Origin of the sequence: Flavihumibacter profundi, from assembly GCF_020076305.1 — a bacterium.
Lineage (GTDB): Bacteria > Bacteroidota > Bacteroidia > Chitinophagales > Chitinophagaceae > Flavihumibacter > Flavihumibacter profundi.
This window is the reverse complement of record NZ_JAIQXE010000002.1, coordinates 741,062-761,126: the sequence shown is the minus strand read 5'-3', so window position 1 is coordinate 761,126 and position 20,065 is coordinate 741,062. Positions and strand designations below refer to the sequence as shown.

The following is a 20,065-nucleotide window of genomic DNA, read 5'->3' as shown; positions in this document are numbered from 1 at the left end:
ATGCAATTTAGAAATAATTCACATAGCCCAAATGGATCTTGGTCTGGCGCAGGTTCAGGTTGGTATCATTTTTTTTACCGGCAGCAAGGGAAAGATTGAAAAAGCCCGCAGCAGTTTCAAAGGCAATGCCGAAACCTAATCCCAGTAAGCGGTTACTGCCAGGGGCATAATTACTTTTATTGGCAGTAAGGCCGAGGTCGCTAAAGGCAAAGAAATAAGAATTCATGCCAACCAGGTAGCGATATTCAATTGTGCTGACAAGGTACCTTGAAGAAAAAATACTCTCTTCATCAAAGCCGCGCATGAGTTTGTAACCACCAATCTGGAACAGTTCATTACGGTATAATTGCGGGCTTTGCAGCCAGGCCGCACTGGCCAATAACTGCAATGTAGCCTGCCGGCCAATCGGGAAAAACCTGGCTACACGGGCTTTTATGCGAAACTGGTAACTGGATAAATCGACTGTATCATACAATGAAGCATAATTGAATGAAGGGTCTTTTATATTTAAGATGGCGCTGCTCTCCCTGATCTCTCTCATTCCGGCAACAAAACTCGAAAAAACTTCCCAGCCCTTCCTGGGATTTCGCCGGTAATTGGTCGTGAATAATTCGTAATCAGCCCCCAGGCCGTATATACTCATATCAATATCGGCAGGCAATTTCTTTGAATTGATTACCTGTTGGGTATCTACAGTAATCAGGTTTGACCGGAATAAATGCAAAAATACCTTCCCTGTTTGCCTGGCGGTTAAGGAATATTGCAAACCAAGCTGGGTATTGATATTCAGGTAAGAACTGTCTTTTTTAAAAAGGTCAAACTGGGCGCTTATTCCGAATGCACTCCCAAAGATGAATGGCTGCTGGAATAACAGGTTCAGCCTGGGTGACTGCACCTGTAGTTGTTGCCAGTTGAGCCCTATTGTTTCTCCGGCACCAAGGGCATTTTTAAGGTTAAGATTGGCCTCCCCGGTAAGCTTCACTTTATTCCCCGAAAGTTGATCAGTGGTTGGTAATAACCCGATCAACACATTTACCTGGCTGCTTTTTCGGGGTTCCAGAAAAAGGTCGAGCTCTGCGCCATTTCCACCAAAACGCATTGCCCAGGGCTTTGATTCCTGCAAGTAGGGCAATTCCCTGAGGCGCTGGCTTATGGATTCAAAAGTCTTTTGGCGATACGGGCTCCCATATAGCAGATCGAGGTAGCGTTGCAGGAATCGCTCGGTAATATGGGCTGATCCGACAACCCTGATGCTGTCCATTTTATAGGGAATGCCCTTGGTCACCACAACGATTCCATTAACCAGTCCATGATCTAATTGAATACTATCGAGTTGCACTGATGCAAATGGATAGCCACGATCAGACAGATAGGAAATCAAGCCGGACTCTAATTTGTCAACTGCCTGCTGGTTAAAGGGCTGGTGGTTTTTTCGTGGTAATATTATTCCGCTCTGCTGTATTTCAAGCGCCGTTAATCCTTTTACCTGCAACTGGCCCCAGTAAAACTGGTCCCCAACAAAAAGATGCACTGTGGCTGAGGTTGAATCTACCTGCAAACTGTCGACCGAAGCCGATGCATAACCTTTTTTTGCCAGTTGCCGCGGCAGTTGGTTCACATATTGAAGGCATGAATTTTTATTACTGAACCTGGTGCTGATGGACAATTGCTGTACAAAAACAGAGTCTTTATCTATTGGTATGACATGCAGGAAATATTGGGCGTGGCCAATACTACCCGTTGCCAAAAAAATAAGTGATAGCAGCCATTGCCGATATGCCCTTAATTTTGCACTGTGGCCGGAATTTACCTTCATATCCCTTTCTGCAGGAAAGCATGTCATTACTGCAATTTCCATTTTTCTACCCGATTGCAAAACAAGAACGCGGTAGTTAGCGCTTTATTGACTGAAATTGACCGGGAAGCTTACCGGCTTTCGGGCCAAACCATTGAAACAATCTATTTTGGCGGCGGAACCCCTTCCCTGCTCAGTGTCCCTGAACTTAACAGCCTGCTGAACGGACTGGCAAAAAAGTTTTCCATTGCCGAAAACGCGGAACTCACCCTAGAAGCCAATCCTGACGATATCGATAAAGAGTTGCTATACGAATGGGGAAAGGCCGGCATCAACCGCTTAAGTATCGGCGTACAATCCTTCCGGGAAGAGGACCTGATCTGGATGAACAGGGCACATACCGCCGGAGAAGCATTAAGCAGCATCCGGTTGGCCAGGGAGGCTGGCTTCAGTAATATGACCATTGACCTCATCTACGGAACTCCTGATCTTACTGATGAAGCATGGCTGGACAACCTGTCGAAAGCTGTTGAGCTGGATGTGCCACACTTGTCCTGCTACGCACTTACCGTTGAACCAAAAACTGCCCTTCACCATATGGTTGAAAAAAAGCAGTTGCCGGATACAGATCCTGAACAACAGGCCCGGCAATTCCTGCAATTGATGGAGCGGACAAAGGAAGCCGGATATGAGCATTATGAAGTATCCAATTTTGCACGGCCAGGCTACAGAAGCCGACACAACAGTGCCTATTGGCAGGGAATTCCTTACCTCGGCATTGGCCCCGGTGCACATTCCTACGACGGGCTGCACCGGCGGTGGAATTTCCCGAATAATGCCTTATATCTGTCAGGTATCGAAAAAGGATTGCCTGTGTTTGAAGAAGAGAAACTAACACCCGATAACCGGTTTAATGAATATGTGATGACGGCACTGCGCACAATGGAAGGCATACAATTGGAAAAGATCCGTGAACTGAAAGGCAATGACTATGCTGAGGTTATTTTATCGAAAGCTGCCAGGTATGAAAGACTGTTACAGCTGGAGATTACGGATTCCGGTATTCTGCTGACAAATGCGGGAAGGTTATTTGCAGATGGCATTGCAGCTGATTTTTTTACAGACTGACCTTCAATTTGCCTTCAGATAAGGTTTTCCTCAATAAAAGCGAACCCTGTGGCAGGTGGAAGATGCTTCCACAAAATGCGGTAAATAGTCTCAGCTATGGGAATATCCGCCTTCACTTCCTGGTTTACTACATAAATACACCGGCTGGCATTATAACCTTCTGCCACCATATTCATTTCGAGTTGGGCTGACATTACAGAATAACCTTTGCCGATCATATTTCCGAAAGTGCGGTTGCGGCTAAAAAGGGAATAACAGGTCACCAACAGGTCGCCCAGGTATACTGAAGCCGCATAGTTGGCTGCCTTCTTATGGGTAACCGGACTTTCAGCTGCATGAATACCCACTTCAACATGTTTCACTCCTACTTTTCGCAGGAACCCAGCCATTTCATCAGCACAGTTGGCAATTAGTACACTCTGGAAATTATCGCCATATTCAAGTCCATGGGCTATCCCGGCACCGAGTGCATAAATATTTTTCAATACTGCCGCATACTGAACACCAATAACATCCTGGTTCACCACTGTATTGATATAGCAGGTATTAAACAGCCCGGCAATTGCAGCAGTCTTGCTCTCATCCAATCCGGAAAAAGTGAGGTACGACAATTTTTCATTGGCTACTTCCTCTGCATGGCAGGGCCCCATCAGTGTATAATAATCAGACAGGGAAATATTGAATTTATGGGAAAGCCATTCATTCAGCAGGATGTTCTGCTCAGGCAACATGCCCTTTACTGCGGAAACTACAGACTTGCCACGGAAAGCTTCGGCACCAAGCTTTGCGAGGGTATCTTCAATATAGGAAGAAGGCACAGCTAATACAATGCAATCGCTGTCCTGTACAACTTTTACAATATCTGTGCTCAGGTGGATATGGGTCGTATCAAAGGTGGCCGCAGAAAGGTATTGCGGATTATGCTTGCGCTGGTAAATATGCTGTACAATCTGTTCATTCCTTACCCACCAGTTCAAAGGTTGCTTGTTATCAGTAACAATCTTGGCAAGGGCTGTTGCCCAGCTGCCACCACCTATGATGCCTAACCGCATTTTATTTCTTTTTAGCTTCGAAGAGTTCTTCTTTCTTCACCACTTTCACCTTATCACCATTTTTCAATGACTTGGAGATCAGCGAATATGGCCCGGTCACCACTTCATCACCAGCTTTAAGGCCGCTCAGGATTTCGATATAATTAATATCCTGGATATTAGTACGCACCTTAACCTTTTTGATCGTAGTCTTATCCGGTTGCAACACAAAAACAACTTCATCAAGTTCTGTGCTGAGTGATTTCTTCTCTTCCTTCTGCTCGTCGTTCTCTTCCTCGTTTGTACCAATTGAAGTTTTTGTTTCAGCAACAGCTTTATCAGAATCTTTTTCGCGTGTGGTTACAGAATTAATAGGCGTTGCAAGTACATTCTCACGGCGACGGGTTTGAATATCGGCACTGGCGCTCATACCCGGACGGAATGGAAAATCCTTTGCCCTTTTTGAACCAAGCAGGTCGAGGTAAGAATCTTTTAATAACCTGATATGCACTTTATAGTTGGTGACATCATTTGTACTTGCAGCAGTTGATGAGCCTAATGAGGTGCTGCTACTGGCTATCTGGGTAACAATACCTTTAAATTTCCGGTTATTATAGGCATCAACTTCAACAAGCGCAGAATCACCCAGGTGCACTTTGGGAATATCATTTTCGCCTACATCCACGCGAACCTCAATTACATCAAGGTCTGCAATGCGCATCATTTCAGTACCGGTCATTTGCGCAGTACCTACAACACGTTCTCCTTTCTTAACAGCAAGCAATGAAATTACACCATTCATCGGGGAAAGGATGGTGGTTCTGCCAAGGTCTTTATTAGCCCTTTGCAGGTTTGCCTGGGCACTTTGAACTGCGGCCTTATTACCTGCTATACCCTGTAAGGCGGCATTGTAATTGGCTTTTGCAGTATTGTACGCGTTTTCTGCCTGTTCAAATTCTGACTTTGAAATCACTTTCTCCTGCATCAGTTTTAATTGCCTGTTGTATTGGGCTTCAGTTTGGGCAAGCGCTGATTTTAAGGCTTCCAATTGTGCCGTGCTATTATTCACCATTGCTTCCTGTTGCCTCACGGCAGCAGCTACCTGGTCGCGCTGGGTAAGGTAAATATCCGCGAAGATCCGCGCCAGCTCCTGCCCTTTCTTTACGCTATCACCTTCTTCAACTTTCAGGTCAATAATTTCCCCGGAAATATCAGAACTCACTTTTACTTCAACTTCAGGGTAAACTTTACCACTGGCATTAACAGTTTCGATAATGGTGCGGTTCTGCACTTTTTCAGTGGTCACTTTTATGCCTTCTTCTTTGCCAATTACACCGGCTTTCTTTAATCCGAACAGCGTGCCGATCAGCAGCAGAACACCTATGATGATCCATAATAATTTCTTGTTCATACTTGTGGGATAATTGCGTTAGTGGTGTTTTGTTGTTTAGAGTTTAATACCCATGCCTTTATAAAATTCCAGCACTTTCATGCGGAAAACATAATCGAATTGCGCATTGGCAACATCGATTTTAGCTCGGGTAAGGTTTGTTTGGGATGTAATTAATTCAAGGGTGGATAACAATCCAAGTTCATACCGGCGACTGGCAAAATCATATGCCCGCTGTGCTGCATTCCTGCTGGTGTTGGCGGAATTATATTTTTGTAATGCCGTTACTGCATTGGTATACGCGTTATAAATATCCTGTTTTAGTTTCTGGTTGGCCTGTTCAATTACAAGGTTCTGGCTTTCAACATTTAATTTGGACCGCTGATAACCCGTACGGGCCTGGTATCCGTTAAAAATGGGTACACTTATCGCAATGCCCAGGTTCTGGCGGAAGTTATTACTCATCTGCGAACCCCAATCGCTCCACATTTCACCCGGGGTCTTCTTAGCCTGGGTGACCTTAAAGTTGGGGGTCTGAACCGGTGTAAGGACACCATTCACATCCACTACACTGGAATAAGGACGGGGTGGATTATACCCCAGGAAATCAACGCTGGTTGTTTTGAGATTTGAATTCGCAAAATTACTGGCTAGTCCGCCAAAAGCAGAAAAAGTAGGATATAACAAGCTACGGGCCGCCTTTGCACTATATTCCAGCGATTGCCTGCGCAACTCATTTGCTTTTTGGGCTGGCTGGTTTTTCATTGCCAGGTCGAATACCAGTGCTGGCTGAAGTTCAGAGATGGGATCCACTGGAATCTGGTCAACCGGAGGAACAGCTATAGAAAAAGGAGAAGCCGCATCCATATTGAGTAATGCTTTCAGCGACAACAGGTTCAATTCGAAATTACCCTGGGCTGTAATCAGGGTTGAACTGTCCCTGGCAACCTGGGCTTCGAGGTCCACCGCATTCAATTCCGGAACCGTACCCGCTTCCACACGTTTGCGGGTATCGGCTAACTGGTTCTGGCTTTGTTGTAATTGCACCTGGACAATATCAATCTGCACTTTTGACAAAAGTGCTGCCAGGTAGCCTGTTGCAACATTCAGGGAAATATCATTGCGGTTTTTTTCTACATCTGCAGCGGCGGCTTCAGCACCCAGCCGGCTGGCAGTAATATTATTATTGATGCGCCCCCAGTTATAAATGGTCATATCTGTATTGAATTGATAGCCCTGGAACAGGAGTTGCTGGTTGGTAAACAAGTTTGTGGTAGGATCAATGGAACGGCCAAACTGGTAACCGGTATTGGTACTAAAACTGGCATTGGGTATGCGCGTTTTTTTATTCTGCTCGAAAACAAGGTCAGACATGCGTTTCTGGACATCTGACTGGCGCACTGAAATATTATTCTTAATAGCATAATCAACGCATTGGCGCAGGTCCCAGGGCTCATTGTCCGGGTGGGGGGTATTTGTGGTTTGGGCATTAAGTTCGCCAGCTATAAGTGTACTGTATAAAACAAGCAGGGAGAACTTTCTCAAAAGCTTCATGAAAATAAGTTAAGGGGCTAAAAATAAAGAATTCGCCATCAAGACTGTTACCACACGTATAATTATGGTGAAATCACCCCATTCACCCCGCAAGAAATGCCTGCTCAAGGTCTTTGATCAGGTAATCAGCAGATTCCAGCCCTATATAAAGGCGCACCATCCGGTGTTCTTTCTTTGCAGGATTGAAGTCTTTTTCCTTAATAGATGCACAGCGGGGTATCACCAGGCTCTCGTGGCCGCCCCAGCTAACCGCCATCATGATATGTTTTAAGGCCTCACAGAATTGCACAATCTCCTTCCTTTCCTGTGCCTTATAAATGATCGTGAGCAGGCCACTGGCGCCACTCATCTGTGATTTGGCAAGTTCGTATTGTGGAAATCCGGGATCCAGCGGGAAAATTACTGTTTCTACTTTTGGATGTGTTTTCAGGTAATCAACCACCTTGCGTGTAGTTTGTGCAGATTGCTCGAGACGGGCGGGAAGGGTCCTCAATCCGCGGATCAGCAACCAGGCATTGAAGGGCTGGATACCGCTTCCGATATTCAGGTATTCGCTGTCAAAGATTTTTTTCATCATGGATTTCGAGCCCGAAATGACACCGGCTACAGTATCTGAATGACCGCCTATGTATTTTGTTGCCGATTGAAGGGAAATATCTATTCCCATTTCTACCGGGCGCTGGTAAAGTGGCGTACAATAGCTATTATCACAAATAGTGACAATATTTTTTTCCCTGGCCATAGTGGCAACAGCGCGAAGGTCTTGTATGGCATAGGTCCAGCTATTGGGTGATTCCAGGTAAATAACACTGGTGTTGGGCCTGATGGCCTCAGCAAAATTACTCACCTGGGTTCCATCGATATAAGTAGTGGTTACACCAAACCTGGGAAGGATAACATCAAACATCCGCTGGGCCCAGGTATAGGGTTGTTTAACGGAAACAATATGGTCACCGGATTTCACATTGGCAAGTACTGCAGCAAAAATAGCCGCTGCACCACTGTTAAAAACCAGGGCGTCTTCCGCCCCGTCAAGTGCCGCCAGTTTCGCACGTAGGATATCAACAGTCGGATTGATGCCACGGCTATAAAGATACCCCGACATTTCGTCTTCGAATGCCTTGCCCATATCGTCCACTTTCCGGAAAGCGAAATTGCTGGTTTGGATAATCGGGGGAGCAACAGCGTTAAAATACTGACTGCGGTCTTCACCAAGTTCATTTAATATATAGGATATATCCATATTTTTTATTTGAGTGTTTCTTCACGATTCACGTTATTTCTCCCTTTCACGACCAAAAAGTAAATCAGCAAAAATAGGGCGAATACCGCTAATCCGGTAACCGCAAGCTGCGGTGTATTAAACATAATGCTTATGCCTACGAAAGTATAGGCTGCAATAAAAACAAGTGGCATGAGCGGGAATAACCTCATGGTATAGATGCCCGTATTATTGAGGTGGCTGGTCCGCTTCCGTAAAATAAAAATGGTAGCAGCCGATGTAGCCATTCCAATGGAATCAAGGAAAATTGTGAACCCTAATATTTTGTCGAAAGTATTGGCAAAGAAAAGAACCAGCACACATATGGCTGAAAATACAGTAAGGCTGACCGTTAGTACATCCCGCTTTTCATTTTTACGTGAAAATGCGACAGGCAAAATCCCATCCTTACTCATGGCATACATCACCCGTGGATTACTAAGCAGCAGTACGTTTACGTAGGCCAGGACTGCCAGGAATAAGAGCAGCGTGAAAACCGTTTTGCCGGTCGGGCCAAACATCCGTTCTGCAACCACCGCTGCAATGCCCCTGGTAGTTTTAAGTTCATTGAATCCAATGGTATGCACATAGGACCACTGTACTAAAAGGTATAACCCTATAATAACAAGTATACCAATGAAAATGCCCCGGGGTATGGTTTTCCGGGGCTCGTGCACTTCATCACCGAAATTGATGGTTTGCTGGTACCCCCCATAGGTAAATGAAACAGCAATAAGGGCTATGCCAAATGACTTGATATAATCCATGAGTGAATGGGTGGTATTCTCTGCAGCGCTTGTTAATGCCTCCGATTGGGCGGGCGCCCCCGGAAAGAAAAGGGATCCGATGAGTAAAAGCACCATAGATATCTTGATCAGCATTAATACATTCTGGGTGCGGGAACTCATCCGAAGCCCAGCCAGGTTTACACCATAAAAAACTATGATGGCACTCATGGCAACAAGGGCCTTTATAAAATCAGCTGGTGGGTCTTTGAAGATTAGCTGGCAAATATATTCACTGCCAATTAGGGCAACACCCGAAAGCGAAGCAGCATTAGAAATAAGTATAATGCAATTAATGGCAAACGCAACAGAAGGATGATAGCATTCCGCGAAAATTTTATAATACCCCCCGGTGATCGGAAACCTTGACCCTATTTCAGCATAGGTGAGCGCTCCGCAAAGTGCAATTATTCCACCGGCCACCCAGGCTGAAAAATAGATGCCTGGTGTAATGGCTGCCATTGCTGAATCTGTTGCAGTTCGAAAAATGCCCATGCCGATAACCAGCCCGATCACGATCATGGTCAGGTCAAAGAGCCGAAGTTGGTTTTTTGCCGTCATGCCATGAAGATATAGAAAGTAGAAATCAACGTTCACCAAAAATTAATTTCCCGGCATATCTTCGGATATGCGCTGGATAAAACCATTTATTTTAACCTGCCTGTTTTTTAGGGCTATAGCTGTTGTGGCACAGGTTAAGGATTCTGCTGAAAAGACATTCATACCGCTGGATTCGGTAATTGTACAAGGGTATTCACGGCCTATGCGCCTGAAGGAAGCTGCTGCAGCTGTTGGCCTCGTAAGGCCTGAAGACTGGCAGCGGTTTTCCCCTGTTACAGCATTACCGGCAGTTAATGTTATACCTGGTGTAAGAATGGAAGAAAGGTCGCCTGGCAGTTATCGGTTAGCTATCAGGGGTAGTTCACTGCGATCTCCATTCGGGGTCCGGAATATCAGGATGTATTACGATCAGTTACCTTTTACCGATCCGGGTGGCAATACTTACCTGAACGGATTTCCACCTGCAGCATTTTCCCAACTGGAAATCCTTAAAGGCCCTGCCAGTAGCAGTTATGGAGCAGGCACGGGTGGGGCCCTCCTCGCTTATGGTGATACTAGTTCAAAAAAATCAATTGTCCTTAACCTTACCGCAGGAAGTTATGGCCTCCGGCAGGCTGATGCAGGCCTATCATTTGGGACAATCGCAATGAATAACCGAATCACACTTCACCATATGCGGTTGGATGGATACAGGAACCATACTGCAATGGAACGGACCTTCGGCAGCTGGCAGGCAACAGTACGGGAAAATGACAAAGCAAGTTTATCGGCACTTGTCCTGTATAGCGATTTACATTACGAGACCCCTGGCGCTCTTACCCTGGCCCAATACCAGCAGGACCCAAAACAAGCCAGGCCTGCGGCAGGGCCATTCCCTTCTGCAGAAGATGCGCAGGCAGCTATTGCACAAAAAACATTTTACAGCGGTATATACCAGCATTTCCAACCTTCTTCCCGCCTTAGTTTAGGGATATCATTATATGGTGCATTCACAAAAGTTGATAACCCAACAATACGGAATTATGAAGAGCGCTCTGAACCGCATTACGGTGGAAGGGCACTATTCGCGTATACGGCTCCGGTAGGTCGCAGTAAATTACAATTAACTGCCGGGGGCGAATGGCAGGAAGGCCATTACCAGGTAAACGTATTCCGCAATAAGCAGGGCAAACCCGATAGCCTTCAGACTGCCGATGCTGTAACCCCAAAAAATGCCCTCATTTTTTCGCAGGTCGAATTCAGTTTACCCGGCGGGTGGCACCCGGCGGGTGGCATCAGCTGGAATAGTAACCGGGTAACAATCAGCCGGGAAACTACTGTGCCGGTAAGCACATCGTCAACAGACTACAGGGGTGAATGGTGCCCAAGGATTTCCCTCTCGAAGACTTTCCGCTCATCTACCATTTATGCATTGGCTTCAAAGGGATTTTCCCCGCCTACGACCGCTGAATTATTGCCGTCTACAAGTGTAATCAATACGCAGTTACAGGCAGAATGGGGCTGGAATTATGAAGCAGGCTTCAGGGGCAGGACTTTCAAAAACAGGCTTTGGTTTGATATTAATGTTTTTTATTTCCGTTTACAGGATGCAATTGTTTCGCGGCGTGATTCATCCGGGGCTGACTATTTTGAAAATGCAGGTTCTACCCGTCAATATGGATTTGAAGGCTACCTTAAATATGAAATTCTTGCCCAAAAATACAGCCAGCCTGATTCATGGGGACTCCAGTATTGGTGCAGCTATGCCCTAAACCCCTTTTCTTATGACCAGTTCAAACAAGGAAATACCGACTATAGTGGCAAGCAAATTCCTGGCATTGCCAAACAAGTGGTATCAACCGGATTGGATCTCGAAGGCCCTTATAAAATTTCAGCACACCTTACCTACCAGTATGTAGATCCTATTTGGCTGAATGATGCCAATACTGCCAAAGCCTCTGCCTACCAGCTTTTAGGCTTCAGGGTTGGTAGCAAGATCTGGCGGCAGCTAAGCGGGTTTGCCGGTGCAGACAACCTGTTCAATTCAACCTACAGTCTTGGTAATGATATCAATGCTGTTGGCGGCCGGTATTACAATGCTGCAATGAAAAGGAATTATTTTATGGGGCTCCGGATTGTTATTTTATGATGTGCAGTTCCGGAAATTTTCTATAGAAAATTTTTCTTTCAATACCTTCGCGCTGTGCCCGGTTCTGGTGAGCTAACCCTCACCGGATTAAAAGGGAAGTCCGGTGTAATCCCGGCGCTATCCCCGTAGCTGTAAATTCAGGTGATGCAATTGTAGTGTTACCCCTTAAACAAATCAACCACTGTCAGTTTGCGCTGATGGGAAGGTGTTTAACGCAGAATGAGCCAGAAGACCTGCCAGGTGCCGTATAACATTCATTTTGCTTTCGGGAGAAAAGCATGAACTGTAAAAGGCCTTCACAGGCCATTTATATTTCTACTCTTCAATTTTTTCCGGAAGCAGTCACTTAAATCATTTTTTCTACAGATGAAAAAACAATGGATTTTGGTGGCTGCTACGTTAATTGGCAGTCCCCTTTTGGCCCAGCAACAGGGCATTTTACCAGACAGTTCAGGAATCAGGTCGCTTGATGAAGTGGTTGTTACCGCAAACAAAACACCCCAGAAACAAAGCAGCACAGGCAAGGTCCTGACAGTAATCGACAGGCGAACCCTGGAAAACAACAGCGGCCGCACCATCAGCCAGGTTTTGAATGAACAGGCAGGCATCATCGTTAATGGCGCCCAGAATGCATTAGGCACCAACCAGACTATTTACATGCGCGGTGCGGCTGCAGCAAACACGCTGATCCTTATTGATGGCATGCCGGTTACGGATGGTTCTGGAATCACCATTCAGTTTGATATTAACCACATCGCCACCGACCAGGTGGAGCGGATTGAAATCCTGAAAGGGGCACAATCTACCTTGTACGGCTCAGATGCAGTAGCTGGTGTAATCAATATCATCACCCGTAAAAATCAATCAGGAAAAGCCCTGGGTGCCAACCTCCACCTCGCAGGCGGGACCTATGGAACTTTTAAAGGCAATGCCGGGGTTAGCGGACAGTCTGGGAAATTTAATTATTCGCTGCAGTATGACAGGCTGCAATCAAAAGGGTTTTCCGCGGCTTATGATGCAACCGGAAACCAGGGTTTCGACAAAGACGGCTATCACCAGGATATTTACAATGCATCACTTGGCTATTCCATTTCTAATCACTGGTCTTTGCGCGGCTACTGGCAGAAAAGCAGGTATGGCGCCGATATCGATGATGATGCCCTGGCAGATGATAAAAACAATACCATTAAATACGAGCAGGACTTATACAGCCTCCAATCCCTGAATACATTTAAAAATGGATCAGTTACGGTTAACCTGAATTACAACGGTATCAGGCGCAGGTATGATGACCTGGTGAATAACCCTGTTGGACAAAATGACTATGACCCATTTCATGGCGATTACAAGGGCCGTTCCCTTTTCGCGGAATCATACCTTAACCTGGTATTGCACAAGCACCTTGCCTTACTGGCGGGCATCGACTACCGTAGCAATTCGGCAGACATCACCACCAGTTACAGCAATCTTGGCAAAGACAGCCTGGCAGCAAATATGATGAGTGCCTATACCTCTTTTTCATTGAAAGAATTTGGCTGGTTTGGTGCCGAAATCGGTGGCAGGTTAACACACCATAATGATTTCGGGGATGTGTTTACTTATTCTGTCAACCCCTATTTCATGCTGCAGAAAAACATAAAGCTGTATGGCTCAGTGGCAACCGCCTTCAGGGCGCCTTCAGTTTATCATCTTGCTTCCGAATACGGAAACCCTGACCTCGATCCTGAACATAGCTTCCAGTACGAAGCAGGTTTACAATACAATAGCAACTCAAAAAAAATAACGGCCCGGGCAACTTATTTTAACAGGAGTATAAAAGATGTAATTATATTCCAAAGCAGTTTCACTCCTCCTTATGGACAATACAAAAACGCGGATAAGCAAGCCGACAAGGGAGTTGAAACAGAATTCATTTTCAGGCCATCCGGCAAGTTGCAGTTTACCGCTAATTATACTTTCACAGATGGCGCTATAACCACGCAAAATAATGGGAAAGACAGCAGCTATTTCAATTTATATCGCCGGCCGAAACACAACGTCAATTTACAATCTGGCTTTCAACTGAACCCCAGGTTATATGTAAGCGCGAGTTTCCGCTGGGTAGATAAGCGGCAGGATATTTATTTTAATCCGGCCAGTTTTGAAGCGGAACCAAAACAACTTGGCGCCTATTACAACCTCGGTGCCTATGCGAATTATAAAGCCGCCTCATTCCTGGAAATTTATGCAGATTTCAGCAATATAACCAACCAGCAATATTTTGACCTGTATGGCTACAATAGCCGTAGGTTCAATATGATGGCTGGTGTAAAAGTAAAATTGTAATAACTATTTACTTACCGGCTGGTTCACCGATTCCCTTTCTATCATGCTGGTTAGCAGGACAACATGTTCGGTTTCAGACTGAACCTGGCTGATCTGCCTAACCAGCAATTCAACGGCTTTCTTTGCAATGGTTTTTATGGGTTGTGAAACCACTGTAATTCCCGGTGTACCCAAACGAAACAAATCATTGTCATCAAAACACAGCACTGAAATATCATCCGGGATTTTTTTCCCAATCATATGCAAAGCTTCCAAACCTGCTATGCCCAAATTATTGGAAGTGAAAAATATGGCATCAATTTCACCTTCCTTCGCTGTTAAGAACTGCCTGATGTCCTTTACAAGTTTTTCATCACTAAGGCCAAATTTAATTTTCTTAACCAGTGTTTTATCAAATGGCAGTTTATTCCTTTGTAACCCATCGGCATACCCGCTGATACGTTGCACCATTTGCACCTGGTCTGTCTCATTGGTTACCAGTGCAATTTTAGTATGGCCTTTTTTCGCGAGGTAATTCACGGCATCAAGGCTCCCTTTCGTATTATCAATGGTAACATAACTGGTATCCAGTTGCGGGTAATACCGGTCTATTAAAACTGCCGGCTTTTTTTCCCTGACCAGCCGCTCTAATTCCGGGAGCATCGAAGTTGTTGGTGCAATTATATACCCATCCATCTGCTTGTCGACAAGCATGTTCAAAATATTCCTGGACTTCCCTTCATTATTCTCACTGCTGCAAAACATCACAGTATAACCCAGTACATCTGCTTCTTCTTCTACAAACTTGGCCAGGTGGCCGAAGAAGTAATTGGAAATATCATCCACAATCAACCCGATGGTATTAGTTTTACCCGTGCGAAGCCCTTTGGCAAACTGATTGGGCCGGTAGTTCATTTTCTTGGCCAGGCTGGTTATTTTCTCCGCCATGGCATCACTGATCTTCATCTCACGCGCGCGTCCATTCAGCACAATCGAAACAGTAGTTAATGAAACACCGGCCCTTGCAGCAATATCTTTTATAGAAGTCTTCCTGGTCATTTGATTTCACTGATCAAAACGGGGCGGCCTTCAGCGACTGATTTTTTCGCTGCTACTGCAATTACCGTGGCCTTCAGCCCGTCTTCCCCGGTAACAGGTAATGGTGCATTATTACTCAATGCATCTATAAAATGCTGCATTTCGCCGAGGTAGGATGCAGCATATCGATCCATAAAGAAATCGAGTGGCAGGGCATGATGAATACCATTTGCATCCGAAATAATATTGCGGTTGTGCAGGTTATTGTCTACCTGGATCATCCCTTTATTGCCAAATATTTCAATACGCTGGTCATACCCATAAATGGCTTTACGGCTATTGTCGATAACCGCATAAGTACCGTCTTCAAAAACGAGGGTAGTCAGCGCCGTATCGATATCTCCCGCATCAGCCACCTGCTTGTCAACCAATACCAAACCTTTTGAATACACTTCCTTTACTTCTTTACCCATCATGTAACGGGCCATATCAAAATCGTGGATGGCCATATCCATAAACAAGCCACCCGAATTTTTTATATAATCCAGTGGAGGCAAACCCGGGTCACGGCTCGTAATTTTTACTACCTGGATATCCCCTATCCTTCCTGCCTGGATATTCTTGCGCGCTTCCATAAAATCAGGATCAAAGCGACGGTTGAACCCTAGCATCAGTTTCACACCTGCAGCTTTTGCCATTTCAACCAGGGCCCTGGTCCTTTCAAGGGAAAGGTCTACCGGCTTCTCACAAAAAATATGTTTCCCCGCTTTAACGGCCATTTCAATCATAGCCGCGTGCGAACTGGTAGGAGTGCAAATCACAATTGCTTCTACCTCGGGAATGGAAACCACATCTGCAGGCTGGCTCGAAAAAAATATGTCGCGGAATTCCTTTTTAAATTCATCCGCTGGGAAATTGACATCAGCTACAGCAACTACATTCACACCGGAAAAATGCCGAAGCATATTCTTTAAATGGATCTTCCCGATCCTGCCAATGCCCAAAATGGCTATGTTAACTTTTTTCATATACTGGTAATTGTTATAAGACTTTATTTTATTTATAGGCCGATACTTTTCAGGAAATCACGGTTATGTTGCGCACAAACTTTCGGCGCTCCCATACCGGGTAAAACATCCTGTTCCACAACAATCCAGCCTTCGTAGTTCCTGCTGTCCAGGAACTTGCTGATGGCTTCAAAGGGAACATCTCCTTTTCCCAGTTCGCAGAAAATACCATTCCTGACTGATTCAAAATAATCCCAGTTATTAACTGCAGACATCATGGCAACTTCAGGATTGAAATCCTTGAAATGCACATGCCAAACCCGGGAATAATACTTTTCCAGGGCGGCTAAAGGATCTGCACCACCACCCAAACGGTAATGGCCGGTATCGAAACACAATCCCACCAATTGCGGATCTGTAAACTCCAGCAACCAGTCAATTTCCTGCGGGGTCTCAACATAACCTGCACCATGGTGGTGAAATACAGTACGCATGCCATATTTTTCCTTTACTGCCAAAGCCAATGCGTCTGCACCTTTTGCAATTGTTTTGTATTGCGCTAATGGCAACAATTGGCCTGCCTGGACCCTGCCTGCATTGCGGGTTCTCTCAGGGACTGTTCCATTGTTATCTGCCAATACTATAAAGGCATCTGCATATCCCGCGCCATGCATCAACCCGGCAGTCTTTAACGCGCGTTCAATTCCTTCAGCATGGGCCGATTCATCTGACAAAGCCACCGGAACAAAAGCACCCAAAAGTTCCAGGTTCCTTTGCTGGATAGCTGCTCGCAACTGGCCAGGGTCAGTTGGCATAAATCCCCAATCTCCCAATTCTGTACCGGCATAACCCGTCGCGGCAATTTCATCCAATACCTGCTGGTAGCCCATCGCCTCGCCTTCCAATTCAAATTCTAATACACCCCAGCTACAAGGCGCATTGGCAATTTTTATTTTCTTCATATTATTCGTTTATTTATTTCTTCTTTTTTGTTGCTCCCCATTAGAATTTTCTTGCCCATTCTTTCGGCCAGCGTTCCACCACAATTTTTGTTTGGGTAAAGAATTCAATGGCATGCTTGCCTTGTCCATGCAGGTCGCCAAAGAAGCTATCCTTCCAGCCACTGAATGGGAACTGGGCCATGGGAGCGGCAATACCAATGTTGATGCCTACGTTGCCCGCCATTACTTCATTGCGGAATTTCCGGGCATTGCTGCCACTATTGGTAAACAGGCAGGCCATATTGCCATAAACGCCGCTATTTATAAACGCTATGGCTTCATCAACAGTTTTCATGTGCAGGAGGCTCATTACCGGGCCAAATATTTCAGTCTTGATCAGCTCACCGGAAAGTGAAATGTTTTCCAGGATCGTGGGACTGATGAAATTCCCCTGCTCGAAACCACTGATTTTTTTATTCCTGCCATCAAGCAAAACGTTTGCGCCTTCTGCTACGCCTTTATCCACCAGGTGTTCAATCCGGGACTTACTTTCCGGACTGATTACCGGGCCCATATCAATGCCTGCATTTAAGCCATAACCAACAGACCTCGCTTTGGCAGCTTCATACAGGGATTCCTTGATCTTGCCGTTATCTTCAACCGTAATTACCACGGAAGCAGCAAGGCAACGCTGGCCGGCGCAACCATATACACTGTCGGTGATGATCTGCGAAGTCATTTCAATATCAGCATCCGGCAAAATCACAACTGGATTTTTTGCGCCACCCTGGGCCTGGACCCTTTTACCATTGGCCGTTCCGGTTGCATATATATACCTGGCAACCGGGGTGCTGCCTACAAAACTGATCGATTTCACCAGGGGATGCTCCAGCAAACCATCAACTGATGCTTTTCCGCCATGCACCATATTGATCACCCCTTTTGGCAAATCCAGCTGGCTTAACAATTCAAATATTTTCATCATCGTCAGCGGCACTTTCTCTGAAGGCTTAACGATCATGGCATTGCCGGTTGCGATTGCATAAGGCAGGAACCAAAAACTGATCATTGCCGGGAAATTAAATGGCGCGATACATGCCGTTACACCTAATGGCTGGCGGATCATGAACTCATCAATACCAGTTGCTACGTTTTCCAGGAACTCGCTTTGCATCAGCATGGGCGTACCGCAGGCCACTTCCACATTCTCAATTGCCCGCTGTATTTCACCATTTGACTCAGCCAGTGTTTTACCACATTCCAGGGTTATAAGGCGACTGATTTCATCACGGTTTTCTTCCAGCAACTGTTTCAGTTTAAACAACGGCTGTATCCTTTTCAGCACCGGCACATTCTTCCATTCAAGGTATGCCTGTTGGGCTGCGTTTACAGCAAGGTCAATATCCTTCCTGGTTTCGCTGCCATAAGGAACCCTGGCCAGCACTTCCTGTGTAGCCGGATTAACTACATTGGCGGTTTCAGTACTATTGCTGTCCACCCATTGTCCGTTGATGTAATTCTGTAAGATTTTCATAAATCAATTATTTTAAAGGCTTCATTAACTCAATAAATAAAATACAAGTACAGTAACAATTATTAAAAATATTGATACAGGTTTTGTGTACTTCCAGGGCGTTATTTCCACTTCACCGGTATATGTAGGAGTGTATTGGTTTTTATTTTTGTACACAGCAGATACAGCAAGCATCACCCCGATATTCAGCAGGAATTCAATGCCCCATACATGGATAAAATGCAGGTTCACTTTAAACACAAATGAAGTGAGGATATAAAATGCCAGGCCTGTAAAAATAGCTGCCTTGGCACCCTGGGCTGAAATACTTTTGATGAAGAAACCGCCAATTAATATAGAAGCAATTGGGATAAAGAATATCCCGTTCAATTGTTGTAATAGCTGGTACATTCCTTCCGGGGCTTTAGCCACCAACGGGGCCAGTCCCATTGCACATACCGCCAGGGTAAGTGAGGTCATTTTACCTATCCTGACCAGTTTTTTATCATTGGCTGCCGGGTCAATTTGCCGTTTATATACGCCAATACTAAATAAAGTTGCAGCACTATTCAACACACCGTTCAATGTACTTAGCACGGTACCCATTACTACTGCAGCAAAAAAACCTACAAGGCTTATTGGCAATACTTTTTTCACCAGTTCAGGATAAACAGTATCCTGGTTGGCAAACAGGGTATCCTTGAAATAATAAAAGCCAATTACACCAGGCAATACAATAATAATGGGCATTAATATTTTAAACAGGCCCATGATAAGGAAGCCTTTTTGGGCTTCCTTTAAATTTGAGGCACCCAGGGCCCGCTGAACAATCACCTGGTTCATACACCAGAAATATATCTGGTTCACCACCAGTCCGGTGAATAGTGTACTGAATGGCAAAACTGAAGTACTGCTACCAATAGAATTGAATTTTTCCGGTGCTGATGTGTAGACCTTGCTCAGTCCCTCTCCAATATCATTATGGCCAATCTGCATCAATGCGAATACCGGAACCATTAAACCGCCAATGAATAACCCGATGCCATAAATTGCATCAGAATAAGCAACCGCTTTTAGTCCGCCAAACGTAGCATACACTGAACCCAAAACACCAATAATAACAATCAGGTACCAGATCGACTGGTCCCGGGTAATGTTGAACATTTTTGAAATATCAAACAATGTTTCAAAGTTGAGTGCGCCAGTATATAAAACAACTGGTAATAGCGTAACGACAAAAGAAACAATCAACAAAAGGTTTACTATGGTATGTGTTGATTTATCGAAACGCAATTCGAGGTACTGGGGAATGGTGGTTAGTCCCATTTTTAAATACCGGGGAATGAAATAAACGGCACCAATGACCAGCGCTATAGCACTCGTTACCTCCCAGGCCATTACAATAAACCCGTTCTTGTAAGATGACCCGTTCATACCTACCAGTTGTTCCGTGGAAATATTGGTTAACAACATGGATATGGCAATCAAGGGTGCACCAAGACTTCGGCCGCCTAAAAAATAACTGGTGGCGGATCCGAATTTTTCCTTGCGCATTTTGTACCAGGAATAGATTCCTACAAAAACCGTAAACAAGACAAACGTTAGCAGAGCCTGATTCATTTCTGGGCT

At 45.2% G+C, this 20,065-nt stretch carries 14 protein-coding genes and 1 riboswitch; of the genes, 3 read left to right on the top strand and 11 right to left on the bottom strand.

Translation table 11 applies throughout. From position 1 onward, the window contains the following. Positions 1-7 precede the first annotated feature (7 nt). Positions 8-1,843: a BamA/TamA family outer membrane protein gene (locus LAQ65_RS13095; RefSeq protein WP_224117422.1), complete on the bottom strand. Its 1,836-nt coding sequence runs from the start codon at positions 1,841-1,843 to the stop codon at positions 8-10. Between LAQ65_RS13095 and hemW the strand changes: the two genes are divergently transcribed. Continuing rightward, entirely contained in the window at positions 1,796-2,923 is a 1,128-nt protein-coding gene (hemW, locus tag LAQ65_RS13090; RefSeq protein WP_224117421.1) for a radical SAM family heme chaperone HemW, read from the top strand. The two genes, LAQ65_RS13095 and hemW, sit on opposite strands and share 48 nt — an antisense overlap. Positions 2,924-2,937: 14 nt before the next feature. Here the strand turns inward: hemW and LAQ65_RS13085 are convergent, their stop codons facing one another. The 5 genes from LAQ65_RS13085 to LAQ65_RS13065 form a co-directional block, all read right to left on the bottom strand. Then, positions 2,938-3,975, bottom strand: coding sequence for an NAD(P)H-dependent glycerol-3-phosphate dehydrogenase (locus LAQ65_RS13085; RefSeq protein ID WP_224117420.1), 1,038 nt, complete (start codon positions 3,973-3,975; stop codon positions 2,938-2,940). A gap of 1 nt (position 3,976) precedes the next feature. Then, entirely contained in the window at positions 3,977-5,365 is a 1,389-nt protein-coding gene (locus LAQ65_RS13080) for an efflux RND transporter periplasmic adaptor subunit (RefSeq protein WP_224117419.1), read from the bottom strand. A gap of 36 nt (positions 5,366-5,401) precedes the next feature. After that, positions 5,402-6,898 carry a TolC family protein gene (locus LAQ65_RS13075; RefSeq protein ID WP_224117418.1) on the bottom strand — a complete coding sequence of 499 codons (1,497 nt, stop codon included), beginning with the start codon at positions 6,896-6,898 and terminating at the stop codon, positions 5,402-5,404. An 82-nt stretch (positions 6,899-6,980) separates the two neighbouring features. Next, positions 6,981-8,141 (bottom strand): trans-sulfuration enzyme family protein, encoded by a 1,161-nt coding sequence (locus tag LAQ65_RS13070; RefSeq protein ID WP_224117417.1) that lies wholly within the window; start codon positions 8,139-8,141, stop codon positions 6,981-6,983. Positions 8,142-8,146: 5 nt separating this feature from the next. Then, a complete protein-coding gene (locus LAQ65_RS13065) occupies positions 8,147-9,505 on the bottom strand; it encodes an APC family permease (protein ID WP_224117416.1) in 1,359 nt (452 codons plus the stop codon). Between the two features lie 67 nt (positions 9,506-9,572). On the opposite strand from LAQ65_RS13065, the gene LAQ65_RS13060 reads away from it, so the two are divergent. Both LAQ65_RS13060 and LAQ65_RS13055 read left to right on the top strand, forming a co-directional pair. Continuing rightward, the gene (locus LAQ65_RS13060; RefSeq protein ID WP_224117415.1) at positions 9,573-11,633 is read left to right on the top strand and encodes a TonB-dependent receptor; all 2,061 of its coding nucleotides are present in this window, start codon (positions 9,573-9,575) and stop codon (positions 11,631-11,633) included. A gap of 42 nt (positions 11,634-11,675) precedes the next feature. Further along, positions 11,676-11,888: riboswitch (cobalamin riboswitch) on the top strand. Between the two features lie 111 nt (positions 11,889-11,999). After that, positions 12,000-13,958: a TonB-dependent receptor plug domain-containing protein gene (locus LAQ65_RS13055; RefSeq protein ID WP_224117414.1), complete on the top strand. Its 1,959-nt coding sequence runs from the start codon at positions 12,000-12,002 to the stop codon at positions 13,956-13,958. Positions 13,959-13,961: 3 nt separating this feature from the next. Here the strand turns inward: LAQ65_RS13055 and LAQ65_RS13050 are convergent, their stop codons facing one another. From LAQ65_RS13050 to LAQ65_RS13030, 5 genes are read right to left on the bottom strand one after another with little or no spacing between them, the layout of a single operon-like run. Beyond that, positions 13,962-14,996, bottom strand: a complete 1,035-nt coding sequence (locus tag LAQ65_RS13050; protein WP_224117413.1) for a LacI family DNA-binding transcriptional regulator — start codon at positions 14,994-14,996, stop codon at positions 13,962-13,964. Next, positions 14,993-16,003, bottom strand: a complete 1,011-nt coding sequence (gene iolG, locus LAQ65_RS13045) for an inositol 2-dehydrogenase (protein WP_224117412.1) — start codon at positions 16,001-16,003, stop codon at positions 14,993-14,995. Before iolG ends, LAQ65_RS13050 begins: the two co-directional genes overlap by 4 nt. A 32-nt stretch (positions 16,004-16,035) precedes the next feature. After that, on the bottom strand, positions 16,036-16,944 hold the full coding sequence (locus tag LAQ65_RS13040) for a TIM barrel protein (protein WP_224117411.1): 909 nt from the start codon (positions 16,942-16,944) through the stop codon (positions 16,036-16,038). A 40-nt stretch (positions 16,945-16,984) separates the two neighbouring features. Beyond that, the gene (locus tag LAQ65_RS13035) at positions 16,985-18,457 is read right to left on the bottom strand and encodes a CoA-acylating methylmalonate-semialdehyde dehydrogenase (protein ID WP_224117410.1); all 1,473 of its coding nucleotides are present in this window, start codon (positions 18,455-18,457) and stop codon (positions 16,985-16,987) included. Positions 18,458-18,481: 24 nt separating this feature from the next. After that, positions 18,482-20,056, bottom strand: coding sequence for a solute:sodium symporter family transporter (locus LAQ65_RS13030; protein ID WP_224117409.1), 1,575 nt, complete (start codon positions 20,054-20,056; stop codon positions 18,482-18,484). Positions 20,057-20,065: the final 9 nt, after the last annotated feature.

Bases quoted from the DNA above. Each gene is read 5' to 3' on its own strand.
- LAQ65_RS13030 (WP_224117409.1), bottom strand. From the start codon at position 20,056: ATGAATCAGGCTCTGCTAACGTTTGTCTTGTTTACGGTTTTTGTAGGA.
- LAQ65_RS13040 (WP_224117411.1), bottom strand. From the start codon at position 16,944: ATGAAGAAAATAAAAATTGCCAATGCGCCTTGTAGCTGGGGTGTATTA.
- LAQ65_RS13035 (WP_224117410.1), bottom strand. From the start codon at position 18,457: ATGAAAATCTTACAGAATTACATCAACGGACAATGGGTGGACAGCAAT.
- LAQ65_RS13075 (WP_224117418.1), bottom strand. From the start codon at position 6,898: ATGAAGCTTTTGAGAAAGTTCTCCCTGCTTGTTTTATACAGTACACTT.
- LAQ65_RS13080 (WP_224117419.1), bottom strand. From the start codon at position 5,365: ATGAACAAGAAATTATTATGGATCATCATAGGTGTTCTGCTGCTGATC.
- LAQ65_RS13070 (WP_224117417.1), bottom strand. From the start codon at position 8,141: ATGGATATATCCTATATATTAAATGAACTTGGTGAAGACCGCAGTCAG.
- LAQ65_RS13050 (WP_224117413.1), bottom strand. From the start codon at position 14,996: ATGACCAGGAAGACTTCTATAAAAGATATTGCTGCAAGGGCCGGTGTT.
- LAQ65_RS13065 (WP_224117416.1), bottom strand. From the start codon at position 9,505: ATGACGGCAAAAAACCAACTTCGGCTCTTTGACCTGACCATGATCGTG.
- LAQ65_RS13055 (WP_224117414.1), top strand. From the start codon at position 12,000: ATGAAAAAACAATGGATTTTGGTGGCTGCTACGTTAATTGGCAGTCCC.
- LAQ65_RS13060 (WP_224117415.1), top strand. From the start codon at position 9,573: ATGCGCTGGATAAAACCATTTATTTTAACCTGCCTGTTTTTTAGGGCT.
- LAQ65_RS13095 (WP_224117422.1), bottom strand. From the start codon at position 1,843: ATGACATGCTTTCCTGCAGAAAGGGATATGAAGGTAAATTCCGGCCAC.
- iolG (WP_224117412.1), bottom strand. From the start codon at position 16,003: ATGAAAAAAGTTAACATAGCCATTTTGGGCATTGGCAGGATCGGGAAG.
- LAQ65_RS13085 (WP_224117420.1), bottom strand. From the start codon at position 3,975: ATGCGGTTAGGCATCATAGGTGGTGGCAGCTGGGCAACAGCCCTTGCC.